Annotated in this window: 21 protein-coding genes and 1 pseudogene; 14 read left to right on the top strand and 8 right to left on the bottom strand. The window is 69.4% G+C overall.

What is annotated here, in order from left to right; genetic code table 11:
• The first annotated feature begins 135 nt into the window (after positions 1-135).
• The 5 genes from FHS39_RS02595 (at position 136) to FHS39_RS02575 (ending at position 5,923) form a co-directional block, all read left to right on the top strand.
• Positions 136-1,761 (top strand): peptide ABC transporter substrate-binding protein, encoded by a 1,626-nt coding sequence (locus FHS39_RS02595; protein WP_184346087.1) that lies wholly within the window; start codon positions 136-138, stop codon positions 1,759-1,761.
• Between the two features lie 87 nt (positions 1,762-1,848).
• Positions 1,849-2,775: an ABC transporter permease gene (locus FHS39_RS02590; protein WP_184346086.1), complete on the top strand. Its 927-nt coding sequence runs from the start codon at positions 1,849-1,851 to the stop codon at positions 2,773-2,775.
• Positions 2,768-3,712 (top strand): ABC transporter permease, encoded by a 945-nt coding sequence (locus FHS39_RS02585; protein ID WP_184346085.1) that lies wholly within the window; start codon positions 2,768-2,770, stop codon positions 3,710-3,712. Before FHS39_RS02590 ends, FHS39_RS02585 begins: the two co-directional genes overlap by 8 nt.
• An 11-nt stretch (positions 3,713-3,723) precedes the next feature.
• The gene (locus tag FHS39_RS02580) at positions 3,724-4,782 is read left to right on the top strand and encodes an oligopeptide/dipeptide ABC transporter ATP-binding protein (RefSeq protein WP_184346084.1); all 1,059 of its coding nucleotides are present in this window, start codon (positions 3,724-3,726) and stop codon (positions 4,780-4,782) included.
• Positions 4,775-5,923, top strand: coding sequence for an ABC transporter ATP-binding protein (locus FHS39_RS02575; protein WP_184346083.1), 1,149 nt, complete (start codon positions 4,775-4,777; stop codon positions 5,921-5,923). The genes FHS39_RS02580 and FHS39_RS02575 overlap by 8 nt, the downstream gene beginning before the upstream one ends.
• A gap of 79 nt (positions 5,924-6,002) precedes the next feature.
• Here the strand turns inward: FHS39_RS02575 and FHS39_RS02570 are convergent, their stop codons facing one another.
• Both FHS39_RS02570 and FHS39_RS02565 read right to left on the bottom strand, forming a co-directional pair.
• Positions 6,003-6,254, bottom strand: coding sequence for a hypothetical protein (locus FHS39_RS02570; RefSeq protein ID WP_184346082.1), 252 nt, complete (start codon positions 6,252-6,254; stop codon positions 6,003-6,005).
• Positions 6,247-6,600 carry an ATP synthase subunit B family protein gene (locus tag FHS39_RS02565; RefSeq protein ID WP_184346081.1) on the bottom strand — a complete coding sequence of 118 codons (354 nt, stop codon included), beginning with the start codon at positions 6,598-6,600 and terminating at the stop codon, positions 6,247-6,249. Before FHS39_RS02565 ends, FHS39_RS02570 begins: the two co-directional genes overlap by 8 nt.
• 261 nt (positions 6,601-6,861) lie before the next feature.
• On the opposite strand from FHS39_RS02565, the gene FHS39_RS02560 reads away from it, so the two are divergent.
• Genes FHS39_RS02560 through FHS39_RS02540 form a run of 5 tightly spaced genes read left to right on the top strand, consistent with a single transcriptional unit; the run spans position 6,862 to position 12,448 of the window.
• A complete protein-coding gene (locus FHS39_RS02560) occupies positions 6,862-8,487 on the top strand; it encodes a peptide ABC transporter substrate-binding protein (RefSeq protein ID WP_184346080.1) in 1,626 nt (541 codons plus the stop codon).
• 27 nt (positions 8,488-8,514) lie between these two features.
• On the top strand, positions 8,515-9,438 hold the full coding sequence (locus FHS39_RS02555; RefSeq protein ID WP_184346079.1) for an ABC transporter permease: 924 nt from the start codon (positions 8,515-8,517) through the stop codon (positions 9,436-9,438).
• On the top strand, positions 9,431-10,405 hold the full coding sequence (locus FHS39_RS02550) for an ABC transporter permease (RefSeq protein ID WP_184346078.1): 975 nt from the start codon (positions 9,431-9,433) through the stop codon (positions 10,403-10,405). Before FHS39_RS02555 ends, FHS39_RS02550 begins: the two co-directional genes overlap by 8 nt.
• Positions 10,406-10,416: 11 nt before the next feature.
• Complete coding sequence (locus FHS39_RS02545) at positions 10,417-11,418, top strand: ABC transporter ATP-binding protein (protein WP_184346077.1); 1,002 nt, start codon at positions 10,417-10,419, stop codon at positions 11,416-11,418.
• On the top strand, positions 11,408-12,448 hold the full coding sequence (locus tag FHS39_RS02540) for an ABC transporter ATP-binding protein (RefSeq protein ID WP_184346076.1): 1,041 nt from the start codon (positions 11,408-11,410) through the stop codon (positions 12,446-12,448). The genes FHS39_RS02545 and FHS39_RS02540 overlap by 11 nt, the downstream gene beginning before the upstream one ends.
• A 16-nt stretch (positions 12,449-12,464) precedes the next feature.
• Here FHS39_RS02540 and FHS39_RS02535 read toward each other — a convergent pair whose 3' ends face one another.
• The 6 genes from FHS39_RS02535 to FHS39_RS02510 form a co-directional block, all read right to left on the bottom strand.
• Positions 12,465-13,601, bottom strand: a complete 1,137-nt coding sequence (locus FHS39_RS02535) for an ABC transporter ATP-binding protein (RefSeq protein ID WP_184346075.1) — start codon at positions 13,599-13,601, stop codon at positions 12,465-12,467.
• A gap of 10 nt (positions 13,602-13,611) precedes the next feature.
• Complete coding sequence (locus tag FHS39_RS02530; RefSeq protein ID WP_343069320.1) at positions 13,612-14,628, bottom strand: ABC transporter ATP-binding protein; 1,017 nt, start codon at positions 14,626-14,628, stop codon at positions 13,612-13,614.
• A gap of 103 nt (positions 14,629-14,731) precedes the next feature.
• Positions 14,732-15,709 carry an ABC transporter permease gene (locus FHS39_RS02525; RefSeq protein ID WP_184346073.1) on the bottom strand — a complete coding sequence of 326 codons (978 nt, stop codon included), beginning with the start codon at positions 15,707-15,709 and terminating at the stop codon, positions 14,732-14,734.
• 83 nt (positions 15,710-15,792) lie between these two features.
• Entirely contained in the window at positions 15,793-17,595 is a 1,803-nt protein-coding gene (locus tag FHS39_RS02520) for an ABC transporter substrate-binding protein (protein WP_184346072.1), read from the bottom strand.
• 56 nt (positions 17,596-17,651) lie between these two features.
• Positions 17,652-18,647 carry an ABC transporter permease gene (locus FHS39_RS02515; RefSeq protein ID WP_184346071.1) on the bottom strand — a complete coding sequence of 332 codons (996 nt, stop codon included), beginning with the start codon at positions 18,645-18,647 and terminating at the stop codon, positions 17,652-17,654.
• 224 nt (positions 18,648-18,871) lie between these two features.
• Entirely contained in the window at positions 18,872-20,992 is a 2,121-nt protein-coding gene (locus FHS39_RS02510; protein WP_184346070.1) for a S9 family peptidase, read from the bottom strand.
• Positions 20,993-21,250: 258 nt separating this feature from the next.
• Between FHS39_RS02510 and FHS39_RS02505 the strand changes: the two genes are divergently transcribed.
• The 4 genes and pseudogenes from FHS39_RS02505 to FHS39_RS25220 all read left to right on the top strand — a co-directional run.
• A complete protein-coding gene (locus FHS39_RS02505) occupies positions 21,251-21,445 on the top strand; it encodes a hypothetical protein (RefSeq protein WP_184346069.1) in 195 nt (64 codons plus the stop codon).
• A gap of 70 nt (positions 21,446-21,515) precedes the next feature.
• Positions 21,516-22,406, top strand: a complete 891-nt coding sequence (gene mshB, locus FHS39_RS02500) for an N-acetyl-1-D-myo-inositol-2-amino-2-deoxy-alpha-D-glucopyranoside deacetylase (protein ID WP_184346068.1) — start codon at positions 21,516-21,518, stop codon at positions 22,404-22,406.
• Entirely contained in the window at positions 22,403-22,795 is a 393-nt protein-coding gene (locus tag FHS39_RS02495) for a DUF6113 family protein (RefSeq protein ID WP_246469760.1), read from the top strand. Before mshB ends, FHS39_RS02495 begins: the two co-directional genes overlap by 4 nt.
• A gap of 183 nt (positions 22,796-22,978) precedes the next feature.
• Positions 22,979-23,896: pseudogene (locus tag FHS39_RS25220) on the top strand (hypothetical protein); the annotation flags it as partial.

The following is a 23,896-nucleotide window of genomic DNA, read 5'->3' as shown; positions in this document are numbered from 1 at the left end:
CAATGGGTCACGCGCTGTGGGGAGCGCCGACTCACGAGCACACTGAAGGTGCCGGTTTCGTCTCCGCTGTCAGGGGTGTCAGCGTGGGACCGGCGCCTCTCTTGTAGACATGTGGACTCCTGAGGAGGCAAGCTCATGCGCGGTGCCAAGAGTGCTGTCTGGGTCGTGGGTGCGATAACAGTGGCAATGACCGCTACCGCCTGCGGCGGTGGCGGAAGTGACAGTGGGGACAAGGCGGCCGTCAACCCCGACGGCACCTACACCTACTACGACACCGAGCCGCAGAACCCGCTGATCCCGACCAACACCAACGAGACCGGTGGCCACTACATCCTGGCCAACCTCTTCCGCGGTCTGGTCGACTACGACGCCAACGGCAAGCTGCGCAACCAGGTCGCGGAGAGCGTCGAGAGCCCCGACAACAAGGTGTTCACGGTCAAGCTCAAGAAGGGCTGGACCTTCCACAACGGCGAGCAGGTCAACGCCGCCTCCTTCGTGGACGCTTGGAACTGGGCCGCCAACGGCAAGAACGCCCAGCTGAACGCCTCTTGGTTCGCCGACATCAAGGGCTTCGAGGACGTCCACCCGGAGAAGGGCGACCCCAAGGCCGACAAGCTCGACGGCCTGAAGATCGTCAACGACAACGAGTTCACCATCGAGTTGTCGCACCCGGTCTCCTCCTTCAAGGAGCGCCTCTTCTACGACGCCTTCTTCCCGATGCCCAAGGCGTTCTTCAAGGACACCAAGGCGTTCGGCGAGCACCCGATCGGCAACGGCCCGTACCAGCAGGACGGGAACTGGGAGCACAAGGTCGAGTTCAAGGTCAAGAAGTACGCCGACTACAAGGGCGAGGACAAGCCCAAGAACGGCGGCATCGACTTCAAGTTCTACAACAAGGACGACGCGGCCTACAACGACCTCGTCTCCGACAAGCTCGACGTCATGTTCCAGGTTCCGACCTCCATGATGAGCCAGTACAAGAACGACCTGGGCAGCCGGGCCGTCGACCAGATGTACGGCGGCAACACCAACATCGCCTTCCCGCTGTACGACTCCGAGTGGGCCAAGCCGGAGAAGGCCAAGGTCCGCCAGGGTCTGTCCATGGCGATCGACCGCGAGACCATCGCCAAGACCGCGCTGAAGGGCTCGAAGGACGCGGCCGACGGCTGGACCCCGAAGGTCGTCGAGGGCTACCAGCCCAACTCCTGCGGTGAGTTCTGCAAGTTCGACCCGGCCAAGGCCAAGCAGCTCATCAAGGACGGCGGCGGCGTCCCCGGCAACAAGATGACCATCACCTACAACGCCGACGGCGGCCACAAGGAGTGGGTGGACGCGGTCTGCAACGACATCCGGCAGAACACCGGTGTCGAGTGTGTCGGTCAGCCGGAGCCCACGTTCCAGCAGGTGCGTTCGGAGATCACCGACAAGAAGATGAAGAGCGCGTTCCGGATGGCCTGGGTCCAGGACTTCCCGAACATCTCCAACTTCATCTCCGAGCAGTACCGCACGGGCGCGGGCGCCAATGACATGGCCTTCAGCGACAAGGGTCTGGACGACCTGATGAAGCAGGCCGACGAGGCCAAGACCATCGAAGAGGCCAACAAGCTCTACCACCAGGTCGAGTCCAAGCTCGGCGAGCAGATGCCCTCCATCCCGCTCTTCTTCGACCACACCAAGGCCGGCTACTCCAAGAAGGTGCAGAACGTGAAGTTCGACACCTTCCGCCAGGCCATCTGGACCGACGTCGAGGTCAAGAAGTAATCGGGAAGCTTGCAGTGACGCAGGCCCAGTGACCGCCTCGCCCGTGTGAGGCGGTCGCTGGGTCCCGTCGGCGAACGGAGGAACACCATGGGGCGTTTTGTCGCGCGGCGACTGCTCCAGATGATCCCGGTCTTCATCGGGACCACTTTGCTCATTTTCCTGATGGTGTATTCGCTTCCTGGCGACCCCATCAAGGCGCTCTTCGGGTCCAAGGCGGCCGATCCCGCCACGGTCGCGAGACTGCGCCACCAGTACGGTCTGGACAAGCCGCTGCTCACCCAGTACTGGGACTACCTGACCGGCCTGTTCAAGGGCGACTTCGGACAGAGCTTCACCGGCCGCCCGGTCGCCGACCTGATGTCCGACGCCTTCCCGGTGACGATCCGGCTGGCGCTCCTCTCGTTCGCCATCGAGGTGGTCCTGGGCGTCTCCCTCGGCATGCTCACCGGCCTCAAGCGGGGCAAGCTGGTCGACCAGCTCGTGCTCATCCTCACCCTGGTCGTGGTCTCGATCCCCGTCTTCGTGATCGGCTTCCTGACCCAGTTCACCCTGGGCATGAAGTGGAAACTCATCACGCCGACGGTCCAGGACTCCATGAACGTCGGGCAGTTGTTCGTCCCGGCGATGGTGCTCGCCGCGCTGTCCCTCGCGTACGTCACGCGACTGACGCGGACCACCGTCGTGGAGAACCTGCGGGCCGACTTCATGCGTACGGCCGTGGCCAAGGGCCTGCCGCGCCGCCGGGTGCTCGGCGTGCACCTGATGCGCAACTCCCTGATCCCCGTCGTCACCTTCCTCGGCACCGACCTGGGCATGCTGATGGGTGGCGCGATCGTCACCGAGGGCATCTTCAACGTCCAGGGCGTGGGCAACACGCTCTTCAAGTCGATTCAGACCAGTGAAGGCCCGACCGTGGTCGGCATCGTGACCGTGCTCGTTCTCGTCTACCTCGTGAGCAGCCTGGTCGTCGACCTCCTGTATGCCGTCCTGGACCCGAGGATCCGCTATGCCTGAGAAGACGCTGGCCCCCGAGGCCAACCCGGCGCCGGAGGCGGCAGCCCCGGCCCAGCCCAACAGCGGCCAGAACAAGGCACGCAGCCTCGGTCAGGACGCCTGGCGCGAGCTGCGCGCCAGTCCGCTGTTCTGGATATCCGCAGTGCTGCTGGTGCTGTTCATCCTCATGGCGATCGCCCCGTCGCTGTTCACCAGCGGCGACCCGCGCCACGCGGACCTGCGGGGGCACTACCTCGCCCCGCCGTCGTGGTCGCACGTCTTCCAGGACGACTGGTTCGGCTACAACGGCCAGGGCCAGAGCGTGTACGCCCGTACGGTCTACGGCGCCCGTGCCTCGATCATCGTCGGCGTCTGCGTGACCCTCGCGGTGACGGTCATCGGCGGCTTCTTCGGCATGCTCGCCGGCTACTTCGGCGGATGGCTCGACGCCCTCCTGTCGCGCATCACCGACATCTTCTTCGGCATCCCGCTGCTGCTCGGTGCCCTGGTGATGCTCCAGGCGTTCGCCCACCGCACCGTGTGGACGGTGGTGCTCGGCCTGACCGTGTTCGGCTGGATGCAGATCGCGCGCGTCATGCGCGGTGCGGTCATCACCCAGAAGCAGGCGGACTTCGTGACCGCGGCGCGGGCGCTCGGTGCGGGCACCGGCCGCATCCTCTTCCGGCACATCCTGCCGAACGCCATCGGCCCGGTGATCGTCGTCTCCACCATCGCGCTCGGCGGCTACATCTCCACCGAGGCCACCCTGTCCTACCTGGGCATCGGCCTCCAGGACCCGGTGATCTCCTGGGGCGTGGACATCTCGGCGGCGCAGACCACCCTGCGCGACGCCCCGCACGTCCTGCTCGTCCCGGCCACCTTCCTGAGCCTGACCGTGCTGGCGTTCATCCTGCTCGGCGACGCGGTGCGCGACGCCCTCGACCCCAAGCTGCGCTGAGGGAGGCGTACGTGACCACCATCGACAAGACCGCGGAGGTCCCCGCGCCCCGCGCGGGGGACGGCAAGGGCACTCCGCTGCTCGAAGTCCGCGACCTGCACGTGGAGTTCCACACCCGTGACGGCGTGGCCAAGGCCGTCAACGGCGTCAACTACTCGGTCGACGCCGGCGAGACGCTCGCCGTGCTCGGCGAGTCCGGTTCCGGCAAGTCCGTGACCGCACAGGCCATCATGGGCATCCTCGACATGCCGCCGGGCAAGATCCCGCAGGGTGAGATCCTCTTCCGGGGCCAGGACATGCTGAAGATGTCCGCGGAGGAGCGCCGGAAGATCCGTGGCAGCAAGATCGCCATGATCTTCCAGGACGCGCTGTCCTCGCTGAACCCGGTGCTCAGCGTCGGCTACCAGCTCGGCGAGATGTTCCGGGTGCACCAGGGCCTGTCCAAGAAGGACGCCAAGGTCAAGGCCATCGAGCTGATGGACCGGGTGCGCATCCCGGCCGCCAAGGAGCGCGTCGGGGACTACCCGCACCAGTTCTCGGGCGGTATGCGGCAGCGCATCATGATCGCGATGGCGCTGGCCCTGGAGCCGGATCTGATCATTGCGGACGAGCCGACGACGGCGCTGGACGTGACCGTCCAGGCCCAGGTGATGGACCTGCTCGCGGAGTTGCAGCGCGAGTTCAACATGGGTCTGATCCTGATCACCCACGACCTGGGTGTCGTCGCGGACGTCGCCGACAAGATCGCGGTGATGTACGCGGGCCGGATCGTGGAGACCGCCCCCGTGGGCGAGCTCTACAAGCGGCCGGCGCACCCCTACACCCGGGGTCTGCTGGACTCGATCCCGCGCCTGGACCAGAAGGGCCAGGAGCTCTACGCGATCAAGGGCCTGCCGCCCAACCTGCTGAGCATCCCCTCCGGTTGCGCCTTCAACCCGCGCTGCCCCAAGGCTCAGGACGTCTGCCGCACCGAGACCCCGGCGCTGCTGGACGTCACGGAGCGGGACGGCGCCGCGCTGCCGGGCCGCCGGAGCGCGTGCCACTTCTGGAAGGAGACGATCCATGGCTGAGAACAGCAAGAAGGACGAGGCCGTGGACGCGACTCCGAACGTCTCGGACGTCGAGGTCAGCGACGCGAGCACGACCGCCGAGGTCGAGGCCGTCCTCGACGCGCCCGTCGAGCGCGGCGAGCCGATCCTCCAGGTCCGCAATCTGGTCAAGCACTTCCCGCTGACCCAGGGCGTCCTGTTCAAGAAGCAGGTCGGCGCGGTCAAGGCGGTCGACGGGGTCTCCTTCGACCTCTACCAGGGCGAGACGCTGGGCATCGTCGGCGAGTCCGGCTGTGGCAAGTCCACGGTCGCCAAGCTGCTGATGACCCTGGAGACGGCCACTTCCGGCGAGGTCTTCTACAAGGGCCAGGACATCACCAAGCTGTCCGGGCGCGCCCTGAAGGCCGTGCGCCGCAACATCCAGATGGTGTTCCAGGACCCGTACACCTCGCTCAACCCGCGGATGACGGTCGGCGACATCATCGGCGAGCCCTTCGACATCCACCCCGAGGTGGCCCCCAAGGGCGACCGGCGGCGGAAGGTCCAGGAGCTCCTGGACGTCGTGGGCCTGAACCCGGAGTACATCAACCGCTACCCGCACCAGTTCTCGGGCGGCCAGCGCCAGCGCATCGGCATCGCGCGCGGCCTGGCGCTCAACCCCGAGATCATCATCTGTGACGAGCCGGTCTCGGCGCTGGACGTCTCGGTGCAGGCGCAGGTCGTCAACCTGATGGAGAAGCTGCAGGACGAGTTCAACCTCTCCTACGTCTTCATCGCGCACGACCTGTCCATCGTCCGTCACATCTCGGACCGCGTGGGCGTGATGTACCTCGGCAAGATGGCCGAGATCGGCACGGACGCGGAGATCTACGACCACCCGACGCACCCCTACACCCAGGCGCTGCTGTCGGCGGTCCCGGTCCCCGACCCGGAGGCCCGCGAGGGCCGCGAACGCATCATCCTCACCGGCGACGTCCCGTCCCCGGCCAACCCGCCGTCGGGCTGCCGCTTCCGCACCCGCTGCTGGAAGGCCCAGGACAAGTGCGCGGAGGAGATCCCGCTGCTCGCTGTCCCGGAGCCCTTCAAGGGCAAGAACACTCCGGCGGCACACGAGTCGGCGTGCCACTTCGCGGAGGAGAAGGACGTGGTGCACGCGGCGTAGGCGCTCGCGCGCTGCCGCAACAGCGGGGGCTCTCCCGGACTTCGGTCCGGGGGGAGCCCCCGTTCGGCGTTGGGCCGGGTCAGCCGAACCAGGAGACCTGGATGACGACGATGCGTTCGCTGCGGACGTCGGTCAGATAGGTCAGCATGAGGAGGCCACGGCTCTCCGTGCGCACCCCCGGCCCGCGTCCGGTGTAGGAGGCGCCGTCGAGGAAGACCATGGAATCGCGTATGGCGATCTCTTGGGCCAAGAGGCCGGCCTCGGCGACCGCCTCGGGAGGGAGGCCGTCGAGCAGGCCGTCCGGGTCGGCTTCCCAGTGCCAGTCAGCCACGCTCGACCTCGCGATGTGCCGCACGGACGATCTCACCGGCTTCGCGGATCGCTCCGTCCCGTACGGCCGGGTGCTCCGAGTCCAGAGCCTGTTCCGCTTCGTGCAAGCGGCGCGCGATCTGCGGATGCCGCTCGATCTCCACGATGACGCCCCAATGCCGGTAGAACATGCGGATGGGGACGACGCTGCCCTGCTCGCCGGCCTGGACGAAGGCCTTCTGCATGTCCTCGAAGAACTCGGGCAGACGGGAGGGCGCCACGGTGGCGACGGCCTGGCGGAGCGCCGGAAGCGTCAGGGCGGGTTTGGGGATCAACGGGCCGTCGTGCTCGGTGTGCTCCACGGACATGCGCCGCCCCTCTCCATCGCGAACGTTGATGGCAGCCTGCCGGTCAGGATAGCGGCGCAGGCCGGCGAATCGAGGTCGTCGAGTTTACGTTCGACAACGGGCCGGAGTGAGAGTTCGGCACCCCTCCACCCACTCCCGCATACGGGCGGTTTATCCGCCCCCCTGCCCCCGAAGCCGTCCAGAATGATGCATATTGTCACTGCATGAGGTGTTATTTGGCCTAAGTGGGTCTTGGGAGACTTGGGACTGAGGAGGCACTCCATGCGTCGAGGCACGCGTGCCGTGGCCGGGGCCGCCCTCTGGGTGCTGGTGGCCGGGTTGGCGGCCACCGGATGCAGTGGGGGTGCGGACGGCACCGGGGCAGGGGTGGTGCGGGCCTCCTGGGGAGATCCGCAGAATCCGCTGGAGCCCGCCAACACCAACGAGGTCCAGGGCGGCAAGGTGCTCGACATGATCTTCCGCGGGCTCAAGCAGTACGACCCCAGGACCGGCGCCGCCGAGGACATGCTCGCCGAGAAGATCGACAGCCCCGACCAGCAGAACTTCACCATCACCGTCAAGGGCGGCTGGACCTTCAGCAATGGCGAGAAGGTCACCGCGCGGTCCTTCGTCGACGCCTGGAACTACGCCGCGCTGATTGACAACAAACAGAAGAACGCCTCCTTCTTCCAGGACGTCGAGGGCTACGACAGAGTCCACCCGGCCGGCGGTACCGCGAGCGCCAAGACCCTCTCCGGGCTCGTCGTCAAGGATGACCGGACGTTCACCGTCAGGCTGCGCACCAAGTTCTCCACCTGGCCCGACACCCTCGGCTACGCCGCCTACGCCCCGCTGCCCCGGGCGTTCTTCACCGACCACGCCGGCTGGCTCAAACGGCCCGTCGGCAACGGCCCGTACATGATCGACTCGTACACCAGGGGCTCGCAGATGAAGCTCAGCCGGTGGGACGGCTACCCGGGCGAGGACAAGGCCAAGAACAGCGGGGTGGAGCTGCGGGTCTACACCGACAACAACACCGCCTACACCGATCTGCAGGCCGGCAACCTCGACCTCGTCGACGACATCCCCAGCACCCAGCTCAAGAACGTCAAGAACGACCTCGGCGACCGCTACATCAACCAGCCGGCCGGCATCATCCAGACCGTCGTCTTCCCGATGTACGACCCGACCTGGAACAAGCCCGGCATGGAGAAGGTCCGCCGCGGCATCTCCATGGCCATCAACCGCGCGCAGATCACCGACCAGATCTACCAGAAGACCCGCACCCCGGCCTCGGACTGGACCTCGCCCGTCCTCGGCGACAAGGGCGGCTACAAGGAAGGCCTGTGCGGTGACGCCTGTACGTACAACCCCGACGAAGCCAAGCGGCTGATCCAGGAGGGCGGCGGCCTGCCCGGCGGGCACGTCACCATCACCTCGAACGTCGACACCGGCTCGCACCGGGTGTGGATGGACGCGGTCTGCAACAGCATCAACAACGCCCTCGGCCAGGACCGGGCCTGCACGGTCAACCCCGTCGGCACCTTCGCCGACTTCCGCAACCAGGTCTCCGGGCTGCGCATGACCGGCATGTTCCGTTCCGGCTGGCAGATGGACTATCCGCTGGCGCAGAACTTCCTCCAGCCCCTCTACTACACCGACGCCTCCTCCAACTACGGCAAGTTCAGCAACCCGCAGTTCGACAAGCTGATCGACGACGCCAACGCCGAGTCCGACACCGGCAAGGCCGTCGCCACCTTCCAGGACGCGGAGAAGATCCTCGCCGACCAGATGCCCGCCGTCCCCCTCTGGTACCAGAACGGCAGCGCGGGCTACACCGCCAACCTCTCGGGCGTCGAGCTCAACCCCTTCAGCGTGCCCGTCTACGAGCGGATCCAGGTCAAGTAACGCCCGTACCAGCACCCCGGAGCCCCGATGGGACGGTATGTGATCCGGCGGCTGCTCCAGATGATCCCCGTGTTCATCGGCAGCACCTTCCTGATCTTCTTCATGGTCTACGCCCTCGGCGACCCCGTCGCCGCGCTCTTCGGCGACAAGGCGCCCGACCCCGCGACGGCGGCCCGCATCCGGCAGGAGCTCTACCTCGACCAGCCGCTCTGGAAGCAGTACCTGCACTACATGGGGCAGATCCTCACCGGCAACTTCGGCACCGCCTTCAACGGCCAGAAGGTCACCGAGCTGATGTACGACGCCTTCCCCGTGACGCTGCGCCTGACGCTCGTCGCGATCGTCTTCGAGATCGTCATCGGCATCACCCTGGGCCTGCTCAGCGGCCTGCGCCGCGGGCGCTCGGTGGACACGAGCGTCCTGCTCGTCACCCTGGTCGTGGTCTCCGTCCCCACCTTCGTCAGCGGCTATGTGCTGCAGTACCTCTTCGGGGTGAAGTGGCAGGTCGTCTCCCCGTCCGTCTCACCGGCTGCCCCCCTCGACGAACTGCTGCTGCCCGGCGTGGTGCTGGGGCTCGTCTCGCTCGCCTACGTCACCCGGCTGACCCGCACCTCCATCGTCGAGAACTCCCGCGCCGACTACCTGCGCACGGCCGTCGCCAAGGGCCTGCCGCGGCACCGCGTCGTCACCCGGCACCTGCTGCGCAACTCCCTCATCCCCGTGGCCACCTTCATCGGCACCGACGTGGGCGCGCTGATGGGCGGCGCCATCGTCACCGAGCGGATCTTCAACATCCACGGCGTCGGCTACGAGCTCTACCAGGGCATCCTGCGGCAGAACTCGCCGACCGTCGTGGGCTTCGTGACGATCCTGGTCATCGTCTTCCTGGTGGCCAATCTGCTCGTCGACCTCCTCTACGCCGTGCTCGACCCGAGGATCCGCTATGCCTGAGCCCGACCCCCACGACCCGAAGGACGCCATCCAGTCCGGGGGCGGCGGCGCCATGAGCCTGGCCACCGGCGACGCGGAAGCGCTCGGGACCGGGCCCGTGCCCGGCGGCCCCGCCAGCGGCAAGGCCCGCTCCCTGTGGTCCGACGCCTGGCACGACCTGCGCCGCAACCCCGTCTTCGTCGTCTCTGCGCTCGTCATCGCCTTCCTCGTCCTGATCGCCCTGTGGCCCGGCCTCATCGCGAGCGGCAACCCCCTCCAGTGCGACCTGGCCAAGGCCCAGGAAGGCTCCCAGCCCGGCCACCCCTTCGGCTTCGACGCCCAGGGCTGCGACGTCTACACCCGTACGGTCTACGGGGCGCGGGCCTCGATCACCGTCGGCGTCTGCGCAACCGCCGGCGCCGCGCTGCTGGGCGGTGTGCTGGGCGGGCTGGCCGGCTTCTTCGGCGGCTGGTGGGACGGGCTGCTCTCCCGGCTCGCCGACATCTTCTTCGGCATCCCCATCATCCTCGGCGGCCTGGTCTTCCTCTCCGTGGTCACCGGCGGCTCGGTCTGGCCGGTGGTCGGCTTCATCGTGCTGCTCGGCTGGCCGCAGATCTCCCGCATCGCGCGCGGCTCGGTGGTCGGCGCCAAGCAGCACGACTACGTCCAGGCGGCGCGCTCGCTCGGCGCGGGCAACGGGCGGCTGCTGCTGCGGCACATCGGGCCCAACGCGGTGGCGCCCGTCATCGTCGTGGCCACCATCGCCCTCGGCACGTACATCGCCCTGGAGGCCACCCTCTCCTTCGTGGGCGTCGGGCTCAAACCGCCCACGGTCTCCTGGGGGATCGACATCTCCAACGCCTCCGGCCAGATCCGCAACGCCCCGCACATGCTGCTGTGGCCGGCGGGGGCGCTGAGCGTCACGGTGCTCGCGTTCATCATGCTCGGCGACGCGGTGCGCGACGCCCTCGACCCCAAGTTGCGCTGAGGAGCGGCCCGATGACGGCGGACGAGCAGCCGGCGACCCTGCTGGACGTACGCGACCTGCACGTGGAGTTCCGCACCCGGGACGGGGTGGCCAAGGCCGTGGGCGGCGTCAGCTACACCGTCGAGGCCGGGCAGACGCTGGCCGTGCTCGGCGAGTCCGGGTCGGGCAAGTCGGTGACCGCGCAGGCGGTGATGGGCATCCTCGACTCGCCGCCCGGCTTCGTCACCGGCGGCGAGGTCCTCTTCCGCGGCCGGGACCTGCTGCGCATGGGCGAGGAGCAGCGGCGCAGGGTGCGCGGCGCCGAACTGGCGATGATCTTCCAGGACGCGCTGTCCTCGCTCAACCCCGTGATGACCGTGGGCGCCCAGCTCGGCGAGATGTTCGAGGTGCACCAGGGCATGTCCCGCAAGGACGCCCGCGCCCGAGCCGTACAGCTGATGGAGCGCGTCCGCATCCCCGCCGCCGCGGACCGGGTGCGCGACTATCCGCACCAGTTCTCGGGCGGTATGCGGCAGCGCATCATGATTGCGATGGCGCTGGCCCTGGAGCCGGACCTGATCATCGCGGACGAGCCGACGACGGCGCTGGATGTGACCGTCCAGGCGCAGGTGATGGATCTGCTCGCGGAGTTGCAGCGCGAGTTCAACATGGGTCTGATCCTGATCACCCACGACCTGGGTGTCGTCGCGGACGTCGCCGACAAGATCGCGGTGATGTACGCGGGCCGCATCGTGGAGACCGCCCCCGTCCACGACCTGTACGCCGCACCCGCCCACCCCTACACCCGCGGCCTGCTGGCCTCCATCCCGCGCCTGGACCGCAAGGGCCGCGAGCTCTACGCCATCAAGGGCCTGCCGCCCAACCTCACCGACATCCCCTCCGGCTGCCCGTTCAACCCGCGCTGCCCCCGCGCCCGGGACATCTGCCGCACGGACCGGCCCCCGCTGTTCACCGTGGCCCCGGGCCGCGCCAGCGCCTGCCACTTCTGGAAGGAGACCCTCGATGAGGGCTGACGGCGAGGCGCTCCTGGAGGTCCGGGACCTGGTCAAGCACTACCCGCTCACCCGGGGCATCCTCTTCAAGAAGCAGACCGGCGCCGTCCACGCCGTCGACGGCGTCTCCTTCGAGCTCCGGCGCGGCGAGACACTGGGCATCGTGGGGGAGTCGGGCTGCGGCAAGTCGACGGTCGCGAAGATGCTGGTCCACCTGGAGCGGCCCACCGCCGGGCACATCCGCTACAAGGGCGAGGACATCACCAGGCTGTCCGGGCGCGCCCTGAAGGCGGTGCGTCGCAACATCCAGATGGTCTTCCAGGACCCGTACACCTCGCTCAACCCGCGGATGACGGTCGGCGACATCATCGGCGAGCCCTTCGACATCCACCCGGAGGTGGCCCCCAAGGGCGACCGGCGGCGGAAGGTGCGCGAACTGCTGGACGTGGTGGGCCTGAACCCCGAATACATCAACCGCTATCCGCACCAGTTCTCGGGCGGTCAGCGGCAGCGCATCGGCATCGCGCGCGGCCTGGCGCTCAACCCCGAGATCATCATCTGTGACGAGCCGGTCTCGGCGCTGGACGTCTCGGTGCAGGCCCAGGTCGTCAACCTGCTGGCACGGCTGCAGCAGCAGTTCGAGCTGTCGTACGTCTTCATCGCGCACGACCTGTCGGTGGTACGGCACATCTCGGACCGGGTGGCGGTGATGTACCTGGGCAAGCTCGCGGAGGTCGGCACGGACGTCCAGATCTACGACCACCCGACGCACCCCTACACCCAGGCGCTGCTGTCGGCGGTCCCCGTCCCGGACCCGCGCGCCCGGAGCGAACGGATTTTGTTGGCGGGGGACGTGCCGTCGCCGGCACATCCGCCGTCGGGCTGCCGCTTCCGCACCCGCTGCTGGAAGGCCCAGCCGAAGTGCACGGCGGAGGTCCCGCCACTGGAGATCCCGGAGTGGTTCCGCGAGCCGGGGGGCCCAGCGGCGCACGTATCGGCGTGCCACTTCGCGGAGGAACGCAGCGTGGTCCCGAACGAAACGGGGGCGTAGGGCAGCCGAGATCCGGCTACCCTCCAGCGCCGTCCGCGTCCTCCGCCGCCCGCAGGGCCGGGTCCAGGATGACCTCCGTGTTTCGGGCCACCGTCGGCGGCTCCGGGAAGTGGCAAGCCGACAAGTGGCCCTCCGTGTTTCCGTCCGCGCGCGTCAGGGGTGGTTCCTCCGTGGCGCAGCGGGCCTGGGCCTTCCAGCAGCGGGTGCGGAAGCGGCAGCCGGACGGTGGCATGACGGGCGAGGGCACGTCGCCCGCCAGGCGGATCCTCCCCCGGCTACCGCCGGGAGGTGCCCCCACCCTGCGCGTACCGTCCGCATCGTGGGTTTCCGGCACCGCCGAGAGCAGGGCGTGGGTGTACGGATGGCGGGGGCGCCCGTAGATGTCCTCGCGGGTGCCCACTTCCACGATCTTGCCGAGGTACATCACCGCGACCCGCTGCGAGAAGTGCCGTACGACGGCCAGGTCGTGCGCGATGAAGAGGAAGGCGATGCCCATCTCCCTGCGCAACCGGCCCAGCAGGTTGACCACTTGCGCCTGAATGGAGACATCGAGCGCCGAGACCGGTTCGTCGGCGATGATGACCTTCGGTTCCAGGGCCAGCGCCCGTGCGACGCCGATGCGCTGGCGCTGGCCTCCGGAGAATTCGTGCGGGAACCGGTTGTAGTGCTCGGGGTTCAGGCCCACGACGTCCAGGAGCTCCCGGACCCGGGCCTCGCGCCCGCCCGCCGGATTGATGCCGTTGATTTCCATCGGGCCGGAGACGATCTTTCCGACCGTCTGCCGGGGGTTCAGCGAGGAATACGGATCCTGGAAGATCATTTGGATTTCGGAGCGGATCGGAGCGAGCTGTCTGCGCCCGGCGCGGGTGATGTCCTCGCCCCGGTAGCTGATGCGCCCGGCGGTCGGCTCCAGCAGCCGGGTCAGCAGCCGGCCGGTGGTGGACTTGCCGCAGCCCGACTCGCCGACCAGGCCGAAGCTCTCGCCCGCCCGTACGGTCAGGTCGACGCCGTCCACGGCCTGCACCGCCCCGATCCGCCGCTTCACGGGGAACCCGCCCATGATGGGGAAGTGCTTGGTCAGCCCCTCGGCCACCAGCAGTGGTTCGCCCGGCGAGCCGTCGCGCGGCGCGGGCAGGGACACCTTGTCGGTCATGGCTCGCTCCTCAGCCCAGCCGGGGCTTGATCTGCTCGTTGAAGACGGTCCGCTTCCGCTCCGCGCTCAGATGGCAGGCGGCGCCCCGCCCCGGAGGGAGCACGGGCCGCTCGGTGCGGCAGACCTCGCCCCCCGCCTCGGCGGTGTACGCGCAGCGCGGATGGAAGGGGCAGCCGGGCGGCGGCGCCAGCAGGCTCGGCGGGGTGCCCGGGATCGGGGTGAGCGGCTCGTTCACGTCGGACGTCAGCCGCGGCATCGACCCCAGCAGCCCCCAGGTGTACGGGTGCTGCGGCGCCCGCAGCACCTCCCGCACCGACCCGCGCTCGACGGCCCGCCCCGCGTACATCACCAGCAGCTCGTCCACCGTGTTGGCGACGACCCCCAGGTCGTGGGTGATCAGCACGATCGCCGAACCGGTCTGCTGCTGCAGGTCCTTGAGCAGATCCAGGATCTGCGCCTGGACGGTCACGTCGAGCGCGGTCGTCGGCTCGTCGGCGATCAGCAGCTCCGGGTCGCAGACCAGTGCCATCGCGATCATCGCGCGCTGGCGCATCCCGCCGGAGAACTGGTGGGGGTAGTCGTCGACGCGCAGCGAGGGGTTGGGGATGCCCACCTTCTCCAGCATCTCGACCGCCCGCTGCCGCGCCTCGCGCTTGGAGGCGCCGGTGTGCTTGCGGTACGGCTCGGCGATCTGGCGGCCGACGGTGTAGTACGGCGAGAGGGCGGTCAGCGAGTCCTGGAAGATCATCGCCATCTTGTCGCCGCGCAGCTTCTCCAGCACGGACTCCGGCGCGCCGGTCAGCTCCTGCCCGTCGAGCAGGATCTCGCCGCGGATCTCGGTGGAGCGGGCGTCGTGCAGCCCGAGCACGGAGAGGCTGGTGACGGACTTGCCGGAGCCGGACTCGCCGACGATGCCGAGGGTGCGGCCGCGCTCCAGATCGAAGGAGAGACCGTCGACGGCCTTGACGGTGCCGTCCTCGGTGGAGAACCGGACGAAGAGATCCTTGACGGAGAGGAACGCGGTCACGGTGTGAACTCCTGGGGCTGAGTGCCCCGTAAGGGGCGCGGGACAGCTTCCACATGCGGCTCCGCCGCGTGGGCGCGACCAGCCACGAACGACCCGCAGCCGACTACGCAAGCCGCACCCGCGGATCGATAAAGGCATAGGCGGCATCGACGACAATGTTTGCCACCACGATCGCCGCGCAGCTGATCAGCATCACCGCCATCAGCGTCGGCAGATCGGTCTGGCCGACGGAGTCCACCGCGAGCCGCCCGAGCCCGTGCAGGCTAAACGTGAACTCGGTGATGATGGCGCCGCCGAAGAGCGAGCCGAGGTCGATGCCGAAGATGGTGACGATGGGGGCGAGCGCACCCCGCCACGCGTAGCGGAAGAAGACCGTGCGGTGGCCGAGCCCCTTGGCGCGGGCGGTGCACACATGGTCCTCGGAGAGCTGCTCGACCATCTGGGAGCGGGTCATCCGGGTGTAGTTGGCGACGAAGATGATGGACAGCACCAGCCAGGGGATGAGCATCCCGGTGAACCATTTCGCGGGGTTCTCGGTGATCGGGTAGTAGGCGGGGTTGTCCATCCAGTGCAGTCCGGTGACGAACACGGCGAGGGCGATGATGCCGACGAAGTAGATCTGCAGCGAGTTGGCGATCAGCGACAGCGAGCTGAAGAACTTGTCGGGCCACCGGCCCTGGAACGCCGCGGCGATCATGCCGAAGCCGACGCCGACGGTCAGGAAGACGACGGCGCTGCCCAGGGTGAGCGACAGGGTGGTGGGGAAGCGGTCCACGATGGTGCCCCACACCGGCTGCTGGTTGGAGAAGGAGTAGCCGAAGCAGGGGGCCGAGCAGTGGCCGACGGAGAAGTCGCGGCCGGTGAAGATGCCCGCCATGTAGTGCCAGTACTGGACGGGCACCGGCTGGTCGAGGCCCAGGTTCTTGTGGATGACCGCGAGCGCGTCGGCGGTGCAGTTCTTGCCGCAGGACATCCGTGCCGGGTCGGAGGGCAGCGCGAAGAACAGGAAGAACGTGATCGCGCTGATCAGCAGGATGATGACGAGCGCACCGGCGGTGCGGCGGGCGAGGAATCTCAGCATGGCTGCGCTGCCTCACGGGTCGGGCGGGCTGGCGGGGTCGTTCGGCGGGCGGCCGGGCCTGCGCGGCCCGGCCGCCCCCGCGGCTACTTCACGAAGACGCTGGACGGGTCCGGGTAGCCGTACACCGGGTGGTACTTGACGCCGCCCAGCCCCGATCCCCACAGGGAGAACTGGAGGTTGGCGTAGGTGGGCACGGCGGGGACGTCATCGGTGAGGATCTTGTCGGCGAGCTTCTGCCACTCGGGCGCCGCCGTCTTCACGTCGGGGATCGCGTTGACGCGGTCGATCTCCTTGGTGACGGCCGGGTCGTTGAGGTGGGAGTAGTTCTGGGCGCCGTCGGCGATCACCCGGCCGTCGTAGAGCGGCGGGACGACGGTCGAGGCGACCGGCCAGTCCGCACCCCAGCCGGTGCGGAAGATATCGAAGCCGTTCTTCACCTCGCCGATCGAGTTGTCCCAGACGTTGGAGTCGACCTCCTTCTTCTGCACCTTGAACCCCGCCCGCTCCAGGGCCTGGGTGACGACCACCGCGACCTTCTGCTGGACGTCGGTGTTGGCGTAGGCGTAGACGATCTCCTGGCCCTCCTTGCCGGCCTCCTTCAGCAGGGCCCTGGCCTTGTCCGGGTCGCCGTTCGGCTTGGCCTTCTTGCCGAACGGGTCGGTGGGCTTGTAGCCGTCGATGGAGGGGGAGAGGAGGTTGGTGGCCAGCTGCCCGGCCGTCGCCCCGCCGATCTGCTGGATGATCTGGCCGCTGGGCACGGCGTAGGCGAGGGCCTTGCGGACCCTGACGTCCTTGAGGCGGTCCATGTTGAAGTTGATGACGTCGAGGTAGGGCTGGATCTCGACGAAGCGGCGGTTCTTGGTGCCGGCGTCGTTCAGCACCTTCTGGACCATCTCCGGTGCGACGGCGTTGGTGTACGACATGCCGTACTTGTCGGGGCCCTGGTCGGCCAGCAGGCGCCGGGTGGAGTCCGTGGCCTGGTGGCCGAAGCTGATCTCGAACTTGTCGGGGTACTGGTGGCGGATGGGGTCCGTCTTCGGGTTCCAGTTCGTGTTGCGCACCAAGGTAAGCGACTTGCCGGTCTTGTAGTCGGCGACCTGGTAGGGGCCGGACGAGAAGGGCTCGTTGTCGTACTTCTGCTTGCCGTCCTTGTCGGCCTTGACCGCGCCGATGTTGGGCATCGCCGTGGCGAACGGGGCGTCCGCGTGCGGCTTGAGGAAGTGGAAGACGATGGTCTTGTCGTCAGGGGTGTCCAGCACCGAGGACGGCAGGTGCTTGCCGTCGTACGGGCCGTCCGGCAGCGCCTTGCGGTAGGACGTGCCGTCACCCGAGAGCCACTGCTGGATGTACTGCGGGCCGTCCGTCTCGAACGAGGCGTAGAGCCGCTCGATGCCCCAGCGCACGTCCTGGGAGGTGATGGGCGAGCCGTCCTGCCACTTCAGCCCGTCCTTGAGCGTGAACTTCCAGGTCTTCCCGCCGTCGGCGGAGGTGCCGGTGTCGGTGGCGAGGTCGCCGACGACCTTGACCTTGCCGTTTTCGTCGACCTTGTAGCCGGTGAGCGAACGGTTGTAGAGCAACTGGCTGATCAGCATGTCGCCGAAGTAGATCTGCCCCGGGTCGAGGTGGTGGAAGGCGTCGCGCTGCAGGACGGTGACCGTTCCTCCCTTCTTGGCCTCCTTGGCCCCCGCGGGCTCGGGCGCCGGACCGGCCGAGTCGGACGCGCTGCCGAGGGAGTAGTTGGAGGAGACGTTCTTGTCCTGGCCGGGGCCCGCGCTGCTGTCGTCCCCGCCGCCTCCGCCGCCCCCGCTGCTGCACGCGGAGAGCACCAGGGCGCCGGCGGCCAGCACCGCCGCGTGCCGTGCTCTTCGGTTGACTGTCGTCCTCATGAGCTGCACCTGCCTGTCGGTTGACGGTGGAGTGCCGGTTCGGGCCGCCGGGTCGGTCAGCGCCGGGTGCGGGGGTCGAAGGCGTCCCGGACGGAGTCCCCGAGCAGGTTGAAGGCGACCACAAAGATGATCATCGCGAGCCCGGGAAAGAAGATGTAGGTGACGTCGCTCTCGTAGTACTTGGCGCCGTTGGCGAACATCCGCCCCCAGTCGGGGGTGGGCTCGACGACGCCGACGCCGATGAACGACAGCCCCGCCTCGGCCGTCACCAGGGTGGGCAGCATCAGGGTCGACTGCACCAGGATCGGCGTCCACAGGTTGGGCAGCAGCTCACGGGTGATGATCCGCCAGGGCGAGGCGCCGGTCACCTTGGCCGCCTCGACGAACTCCCGCTCCCGCAGGCTCAGCACCTGGCCGCGCAGCAGCCGCGCCAGCCCCATCCAGCCCAGCGCCCACAGCACCAGGATGAGGGTGAGCACCCGCAGATAGGTCGGGGTCTCCTTCTCCGGGCTGACGAACAGCGCGTAGACGACCGGCGTGAAGGCGACGAACGACAGCTGTTGCGGGAAGGCGAGCAGCAGATCGATGAAGCGGCCCAGGAAGTAGTCCGTCCTGCCGCCGAGATAGCCGGCCGTCACCCCGACCAGCACGCCCGTCACCACGCACAGCGCCGTGGCCGCGGCGGCGATCAGCAGCGAGGTGCGGATGCCGTAGGCGAGCTGCGTGAGCACGTCCCGGCCCAGGGTCGGCTCCAGGCCGAACCAGAAGCGGCCGGAGATGCCGCCGTTGGGCTGGACGGGATAGCCGAACTGGTTGAGCAGGCCGGTCTCGTTGAGGCCGTACGTGGTGGTGGGGTCCTTGCCGTAGACCATGGAGATCAGCGGCGCGCCGACCGCGACGAGGAAGAAGAAGACGACGACGAAGGCGGAGACGACCCCCGCCCGGTCGCGTCTGAAGCGCCGCCGCATCAGCTGGCCTGGCGACCGGCCGATCAGCTCGGCGGGGGCGGTGCCGGGCTCCGTCGCGGGCGCGGCCGGGGAAGGGCTCGTCATCGGTGCACATCCTCCGCCAAGTCATCGGGGAACCCAGCAAGTTGTGGCACTCGAACGCAGTGGGTTGAGCCGGACTCTGGCAATGGATTCACCGTGCGGTCAAGGGCCCTGCACCGCGGTAAGCGGGGCTCCGCCGCTTCTTGAGCGAAGGTTGTGCAGATCGAGGTGGCGGCGTGCTTGACAGCTTGGTCAAGCACGCCGCCACCCGGGTCACTCCAAGGGGGTCAGCCGAGTCCCAAGCTCCGCTTGAGGAAGTCGACTTGGAGCAGCAGGAGGTTCTCCGCGACTTGCTCCTGCGGGGTCATGTGCGTCACCCCCGACAGCGGCAGCACCTCGTGCGGGCGGCCCGCCGCGAGCAGCGCGGAGGAGAGCCGCAGGGTGTGCGCGGCGACCACGTTGTCGTCCGCCAGGCCGTGAATGATCATCAGCGGCCGGGCCTGCTCCGCGGCCTGCGACAGACCGTCGTCGGTCACCAGGGAGTTGCGGTCGTAGACCTCCGGGCGCTCTTCGGGCAGGCCCAGATAGCGCTCGGTGTAGTGGGTGTCGTACAGCCGCCAGTCGGTGACCGGGGCGCCCGCGATGGCCGCGTGGAAGACGTCGGGCCGCCGCAGCACGGCGAGGGCCGCCAGGTACCCGCCGTACGACCAGCCGCGGACGGCCACCCGGCCCAGGTCCAGCGGGTAGCTGCCCGCCAGCGCCCGGACGGCCTCCACCTGGTCGTCGAGGGTCGCGCCCGCGAAGTCCTCGTGGACGGCCTTCTCCCAGTCCGGAGAGGTGTGCGGGGTGCCGCGGCCGTCCGCGACGACCACGGCGAAGCCCTGGTCGGCGAACCATTGCGAGGTCAGGTGCGCGTTGTGCGCGGCGACCACGCGCGGGCCGTGCGGACCGCCGTAGGGGTCCATCAGGACGGGCAGCGGCCCGTCGCCGTCCCGGTAGCCGGTGGGAAGGAGCACCGCGCACGGAATGCGCCGCGCGCCGGCCCGGGTGAGGCGTACGCGGGCGGTCAGTACGGGCGTGTCGGCGCACGAGCCCACGACGGCGGTCTGCTTGCCGTCGCGCAGCACCCGGACCTCCGTCCCCGGACGGTCCAGGGAGGCGGACGCCAGCACGGTGACCGCGCCCGAACGCACCGCCGAATGCCGCCCGAGACCCTCCGAAATCCGCTCGATGCCCAGCTCGCTCACGCGGTAGACATGGATTTCACCCGTTTCGGGCTCCTCGGCCTCCGGGCCGGCGGACGCCGCGACCAGCAGCTCGCCCTCGGCGACGTCCAGCAGCGCCTGCACATGCAACTGCGGACCGGTCAGCGCCCGGTCGCCGACGACCACCACGCGGGCCCCGCCCTCGTCCGCGATCCGTACGAGCCTGCCGTCGGGCGTCCATGCCGGGACTCCGGCGAACAGTTCAAGCCACTTCGGATCCTCGTCCGCGTGCAGCACGCTTGTGGCCCCGGAGGCGGTGTCCACCGTCAGATACACCTGCGACCGCTGGTCGCGGGCCTGGACCAGCAGCAGCGGCGGGCCGCCCGCCGACCAGTGGACGCGCGCGAGATAGGGGTACCGCTCGCGGTCCCACGCGATGTCGGTCCGCGAGCCGTCGAGCCGCAGCAGCGCAAGCGACACCTCGGCGTTGGGCGTGCCCGCCGCCGGGTAGGCCACCTCGGCGGGCGCGTCGGCGGGGTTGGCCGGGTCGGCGATCCACCATCGGCTCACCGGGGCGTCGTCCACCCGGGCGGCCAGCAGTGCGTCGCCCTCGGGCGACCACCAGAAGCCGCGCGAGCGGTCCATCTCCTCGGCGGCCACGAACTCGGCGAGCCCCCAGGTGGTGGTGGCGTTCTCCGGGCCTGCGAGCACCCGGTCGCCGCTGCCGTCCGCCTCCACCACCCGCAGCGCACCGTCCGTCACATACGCCACGCGCAGCCCGTCGGGGGAGGGCCGGGGATCGGCGACCGGGCCGGGCACGTCCAGCTCACGGGTGGTGCCGCTGCGCAGCTCGGAGACGTACAGCCGCCCGGAGAGGGCGAAGGCCGCCCATTCCGCAGCGCCGTCCACGGCGTAGCCCACCACGCCGGCCGAGCCCTCGCGGCTGCGCTCGCGGCGCGCCCGCTCCTCGGGCGACAGCTCCTCCGTGGCGCCGCCCAGCAGCACGGCCGGGTCGGCGGCCGGGTACTCCCGCCCGGTGTCGAGGTCGAGCACCCACAGGACATTGGCCCGGTCGGTGCCGCCGCGCGAGCGCAGGAAGACGACCCGCGAGCCGTCCGGGGAAACGGTGAACCCACGCGGCGCGCCCAGGGTGAAGCGCTGGGTACGGGCGTGCTGTCGGGGAAACGAGAGCTGTCCGGTCATGCGGGCGAGACTACGGCGCAGCCGTGTCCGTCAACCACGGTCCGGCGGAACGTCAACCGCGCTCCTGTCGGCCCGTCAGCAAAGAGCGGCGGAAACTCGCCGTGCGCCCCGTGTTTGCTCCTGTGCACCGAGTCATGCATGCGCACGGAAAGTTATGATCGCTCGCGCATAGTGGGTAATGACTCCCGGCGTGCGGGTGCCCCTCCGGGCATTCGTATGTCTTCCGTCCGACCGCGCGTCCTTGGAGGTGAGCCGCCCGTGGCACTCTCGATTTCGGCGGTGCTGCTGCTGGCGATCATCGTCTTCCTGCTGGTCCGGAAATCCGGCCTGAAGGCGGGCCACGCCGCGGTCTGCATGCTGCTGGGCTTCTATCTGGCGAGCTCCTCCGTGGGGCCGACGGTGCACCAGCTGACGTCGAACGTCGCAGGCATGATCAGCAGCTTCAAGTTCTGACGGCACGCACTGCGGGCCCGTACCCCCGGGCGGCACCCCGGCGGGCCCGTACGACTCGTAGGCTGTTCCCATGACCGACCTTCCCGGCCGCCGGCTGCTCCTGGTGCACGCGCACCCGGACGACGAATCGATCAACAACGGCGCGACCATGGCCAAGTACGCCGCCGAGGGCGTGCACGTCACGCTGGTGACGTGCACGCTGGGCGAGGAGGGCGAGGTCATCCCGCCCGAACTGGCGCATCTCGCGGCGGACCGGGACAACGCCCTCGGTGCGCACCGCATGGGTGAACTGGCGGCCGCGATGCGGGAGCTGGGCGTCGAAGACCACCGCTTCCTCGGCGGCCCCGGGTGCTACCGCGACTCCGGCATGATGGGCGCCCCGCAGAACGACCGGCCCGAGTCCTTCTGGCGCGCCGACCTCGACGAGGCGGCCGCCCACCTCGTCGAGGTGATCCGCGCCGTCCGCCCGCAGGTGCTGGTCACCTACGACCCGGACGGCGGCTACGGTCACCCCGACCACATCCAGGCGCACCGCGTCGCCATGCGCGCCGCCGACCTCGCGGCCGAGCCCGCCTTCCGCCGCGACCTCGGCGATCCGCACGAGATCGCGAAGATCTACTGGAACTGTGTGCCGCTCTCCGTCGTCGAGGCCGGTTTCGCACGGCTGCGCGCGGCGGGCCGTGAGATCCCCTTCCCCGGCATCGCCACCGCGGCCGACGTGCCCGGCGTGCTGCCGGACGAGGAGGTCACGGCGGCCGTCGACACCACCGCCCACGCAGCCGCCAAGGCGGCCGCGATGCGGGCCCACGCCACGCAGATCGCCGTGGACGGCCCCTTCTTCGCGCTCTCCAACGACCTGGGCCAGCCGCTCTTCCCGACCGAGTACTACCGGCTCGTCCGGGGGTGGCCCGGAGTGTCCGAAGGGCTCGAAAGCGACCTTTTCGCGGGGGTTGAGGCATGAACGGCGGCCTGATGACGTTTCCGACCCCCGGACGCCTGGCCGGCTATCTGGGCCTGGCCGTCCTCGGCTTCCTCGCCGGGACGGCCGGGGCGCTGGTGCAAGGCGGCTGGTTCCCCGGCGGGTTGCTGCTCGCGCTGCTCGGTATCGCCGGGCTCTGCTGGGGCGGCGTCACCCTCATGCGCTCCAGAGCCGGCGGCGCGGCGCCGGGCGCCGGATGGCTGGCTTCGGTGCTCGTCCTGGCCGCGAGCCGCCCGGAGGGAGACTTCCTTTTCGGTGCAGGAATCGGCTCATATGTCTTTTTGTTGGGTGGGATGGTCGTCGCTGTGATCTGTGCCACGGTGGCGAAAGTGCCGCAACCGGACGGGGCTACGGCCCGACTTGGCAAGTGACGTGACGTTTTCTACCCGACTGTCGGCCGACCGGGCACGTGGGTGATCGAGCGGTCGTCAAGTGGGTACCCGTGGTGCCCAGTATGGTGGTGCGCGCCGCCGAGCCTCCCCTGGCCTCCGGCAAATGGGCGACCCATAGCGAGGTCAAACGAGGGCGGCGAAGAGTAACCGGGAGAACCTGCTTTGAGCCGTGAATCTGACAGTTCGTCCTCCGGCCCCCAGGGGCGCGGTGGCGCCGCCTATCCTTCGGGCACCCCGCCGTACGGCAACGCCTCCGGCGCGGACGCGGTGACCGGGGCTGCCGCTTCCGGCGGCAAGCCCGGTGAGCCGAAGACCGAGACCACGCTGACGACGCGGATCCGTATCAACATCCCGGGCTCGCGGCCCATTCCGCCGGTCGTCATGCGGACGCCCGTCGAGGAGGCGGACGCGCAGACCCCGGCCGCGCCCGCGGCGCAGCCGCCCGCCGAGCCGGCGGCCCCGCGCAAGGAGCGCAAGGAGGGCCTGCCCACCCGCCCCAAGCCGACGCCCCAAGCGGCCCCGGCGGCACAGGACTCCCGCGCGTCGTCGGACAAGACCAGCGACTGGTTCGCGCCCCGCAAGTCCTCGCCCGCGCGCGGCGCCGACCGGCCCGGGGGCGACCCCGGTGCAACGGGCGCCGTGCCGCCGCTGCCGGTGCGGGGCGCCCGCCCCAAGGGCGGCGGCGCTCGCGGCGGTGCGCGCGGCGCAGACCGGCCCGCCGGTGCTCCCGGCGGTGCACCGTGGCAGGGCGGTGGCCCCGCCACGGGTGCGATGCCGCAGGCCCCCCTGCCGGGTGACCCGTCGACGACGGCTGCCACGCCGTGGCCGGGGGATCCCTCGACCACCGGTGCGATGCCCCGGCCTCCGATGCCGGGTGATCCTTCGACGACGGCCGCGACCCCGTGGCCGGGCGACGCCGGCGCCGGTGCCATGGCCGGTGACCCGTCGACGACGGCTGCCACGCCGTGGCCGGGCGACCCCTCCACCACCGGTGCGATGCCCCGGCCTCCGATGCCGGGTGATCCTTCGACGACGGCCGCGACCCCGTGGCCGGGCGACGCCGGCGCCGGTGCCATGGCC

Source organism: Streptomyces olivoverticillatus, from assembly GCF_014203555.1.
Taxonomy (GTDB): Bacteria; Actinomycetota; Actinomycetes; order Streptomycetales; family Streptomycetaceae; genus Streptomyces; species Streptomyces olivoverticillatus.
This window is presented reverse-complemented; position numbering and strand designations above follow the sequence as displayed.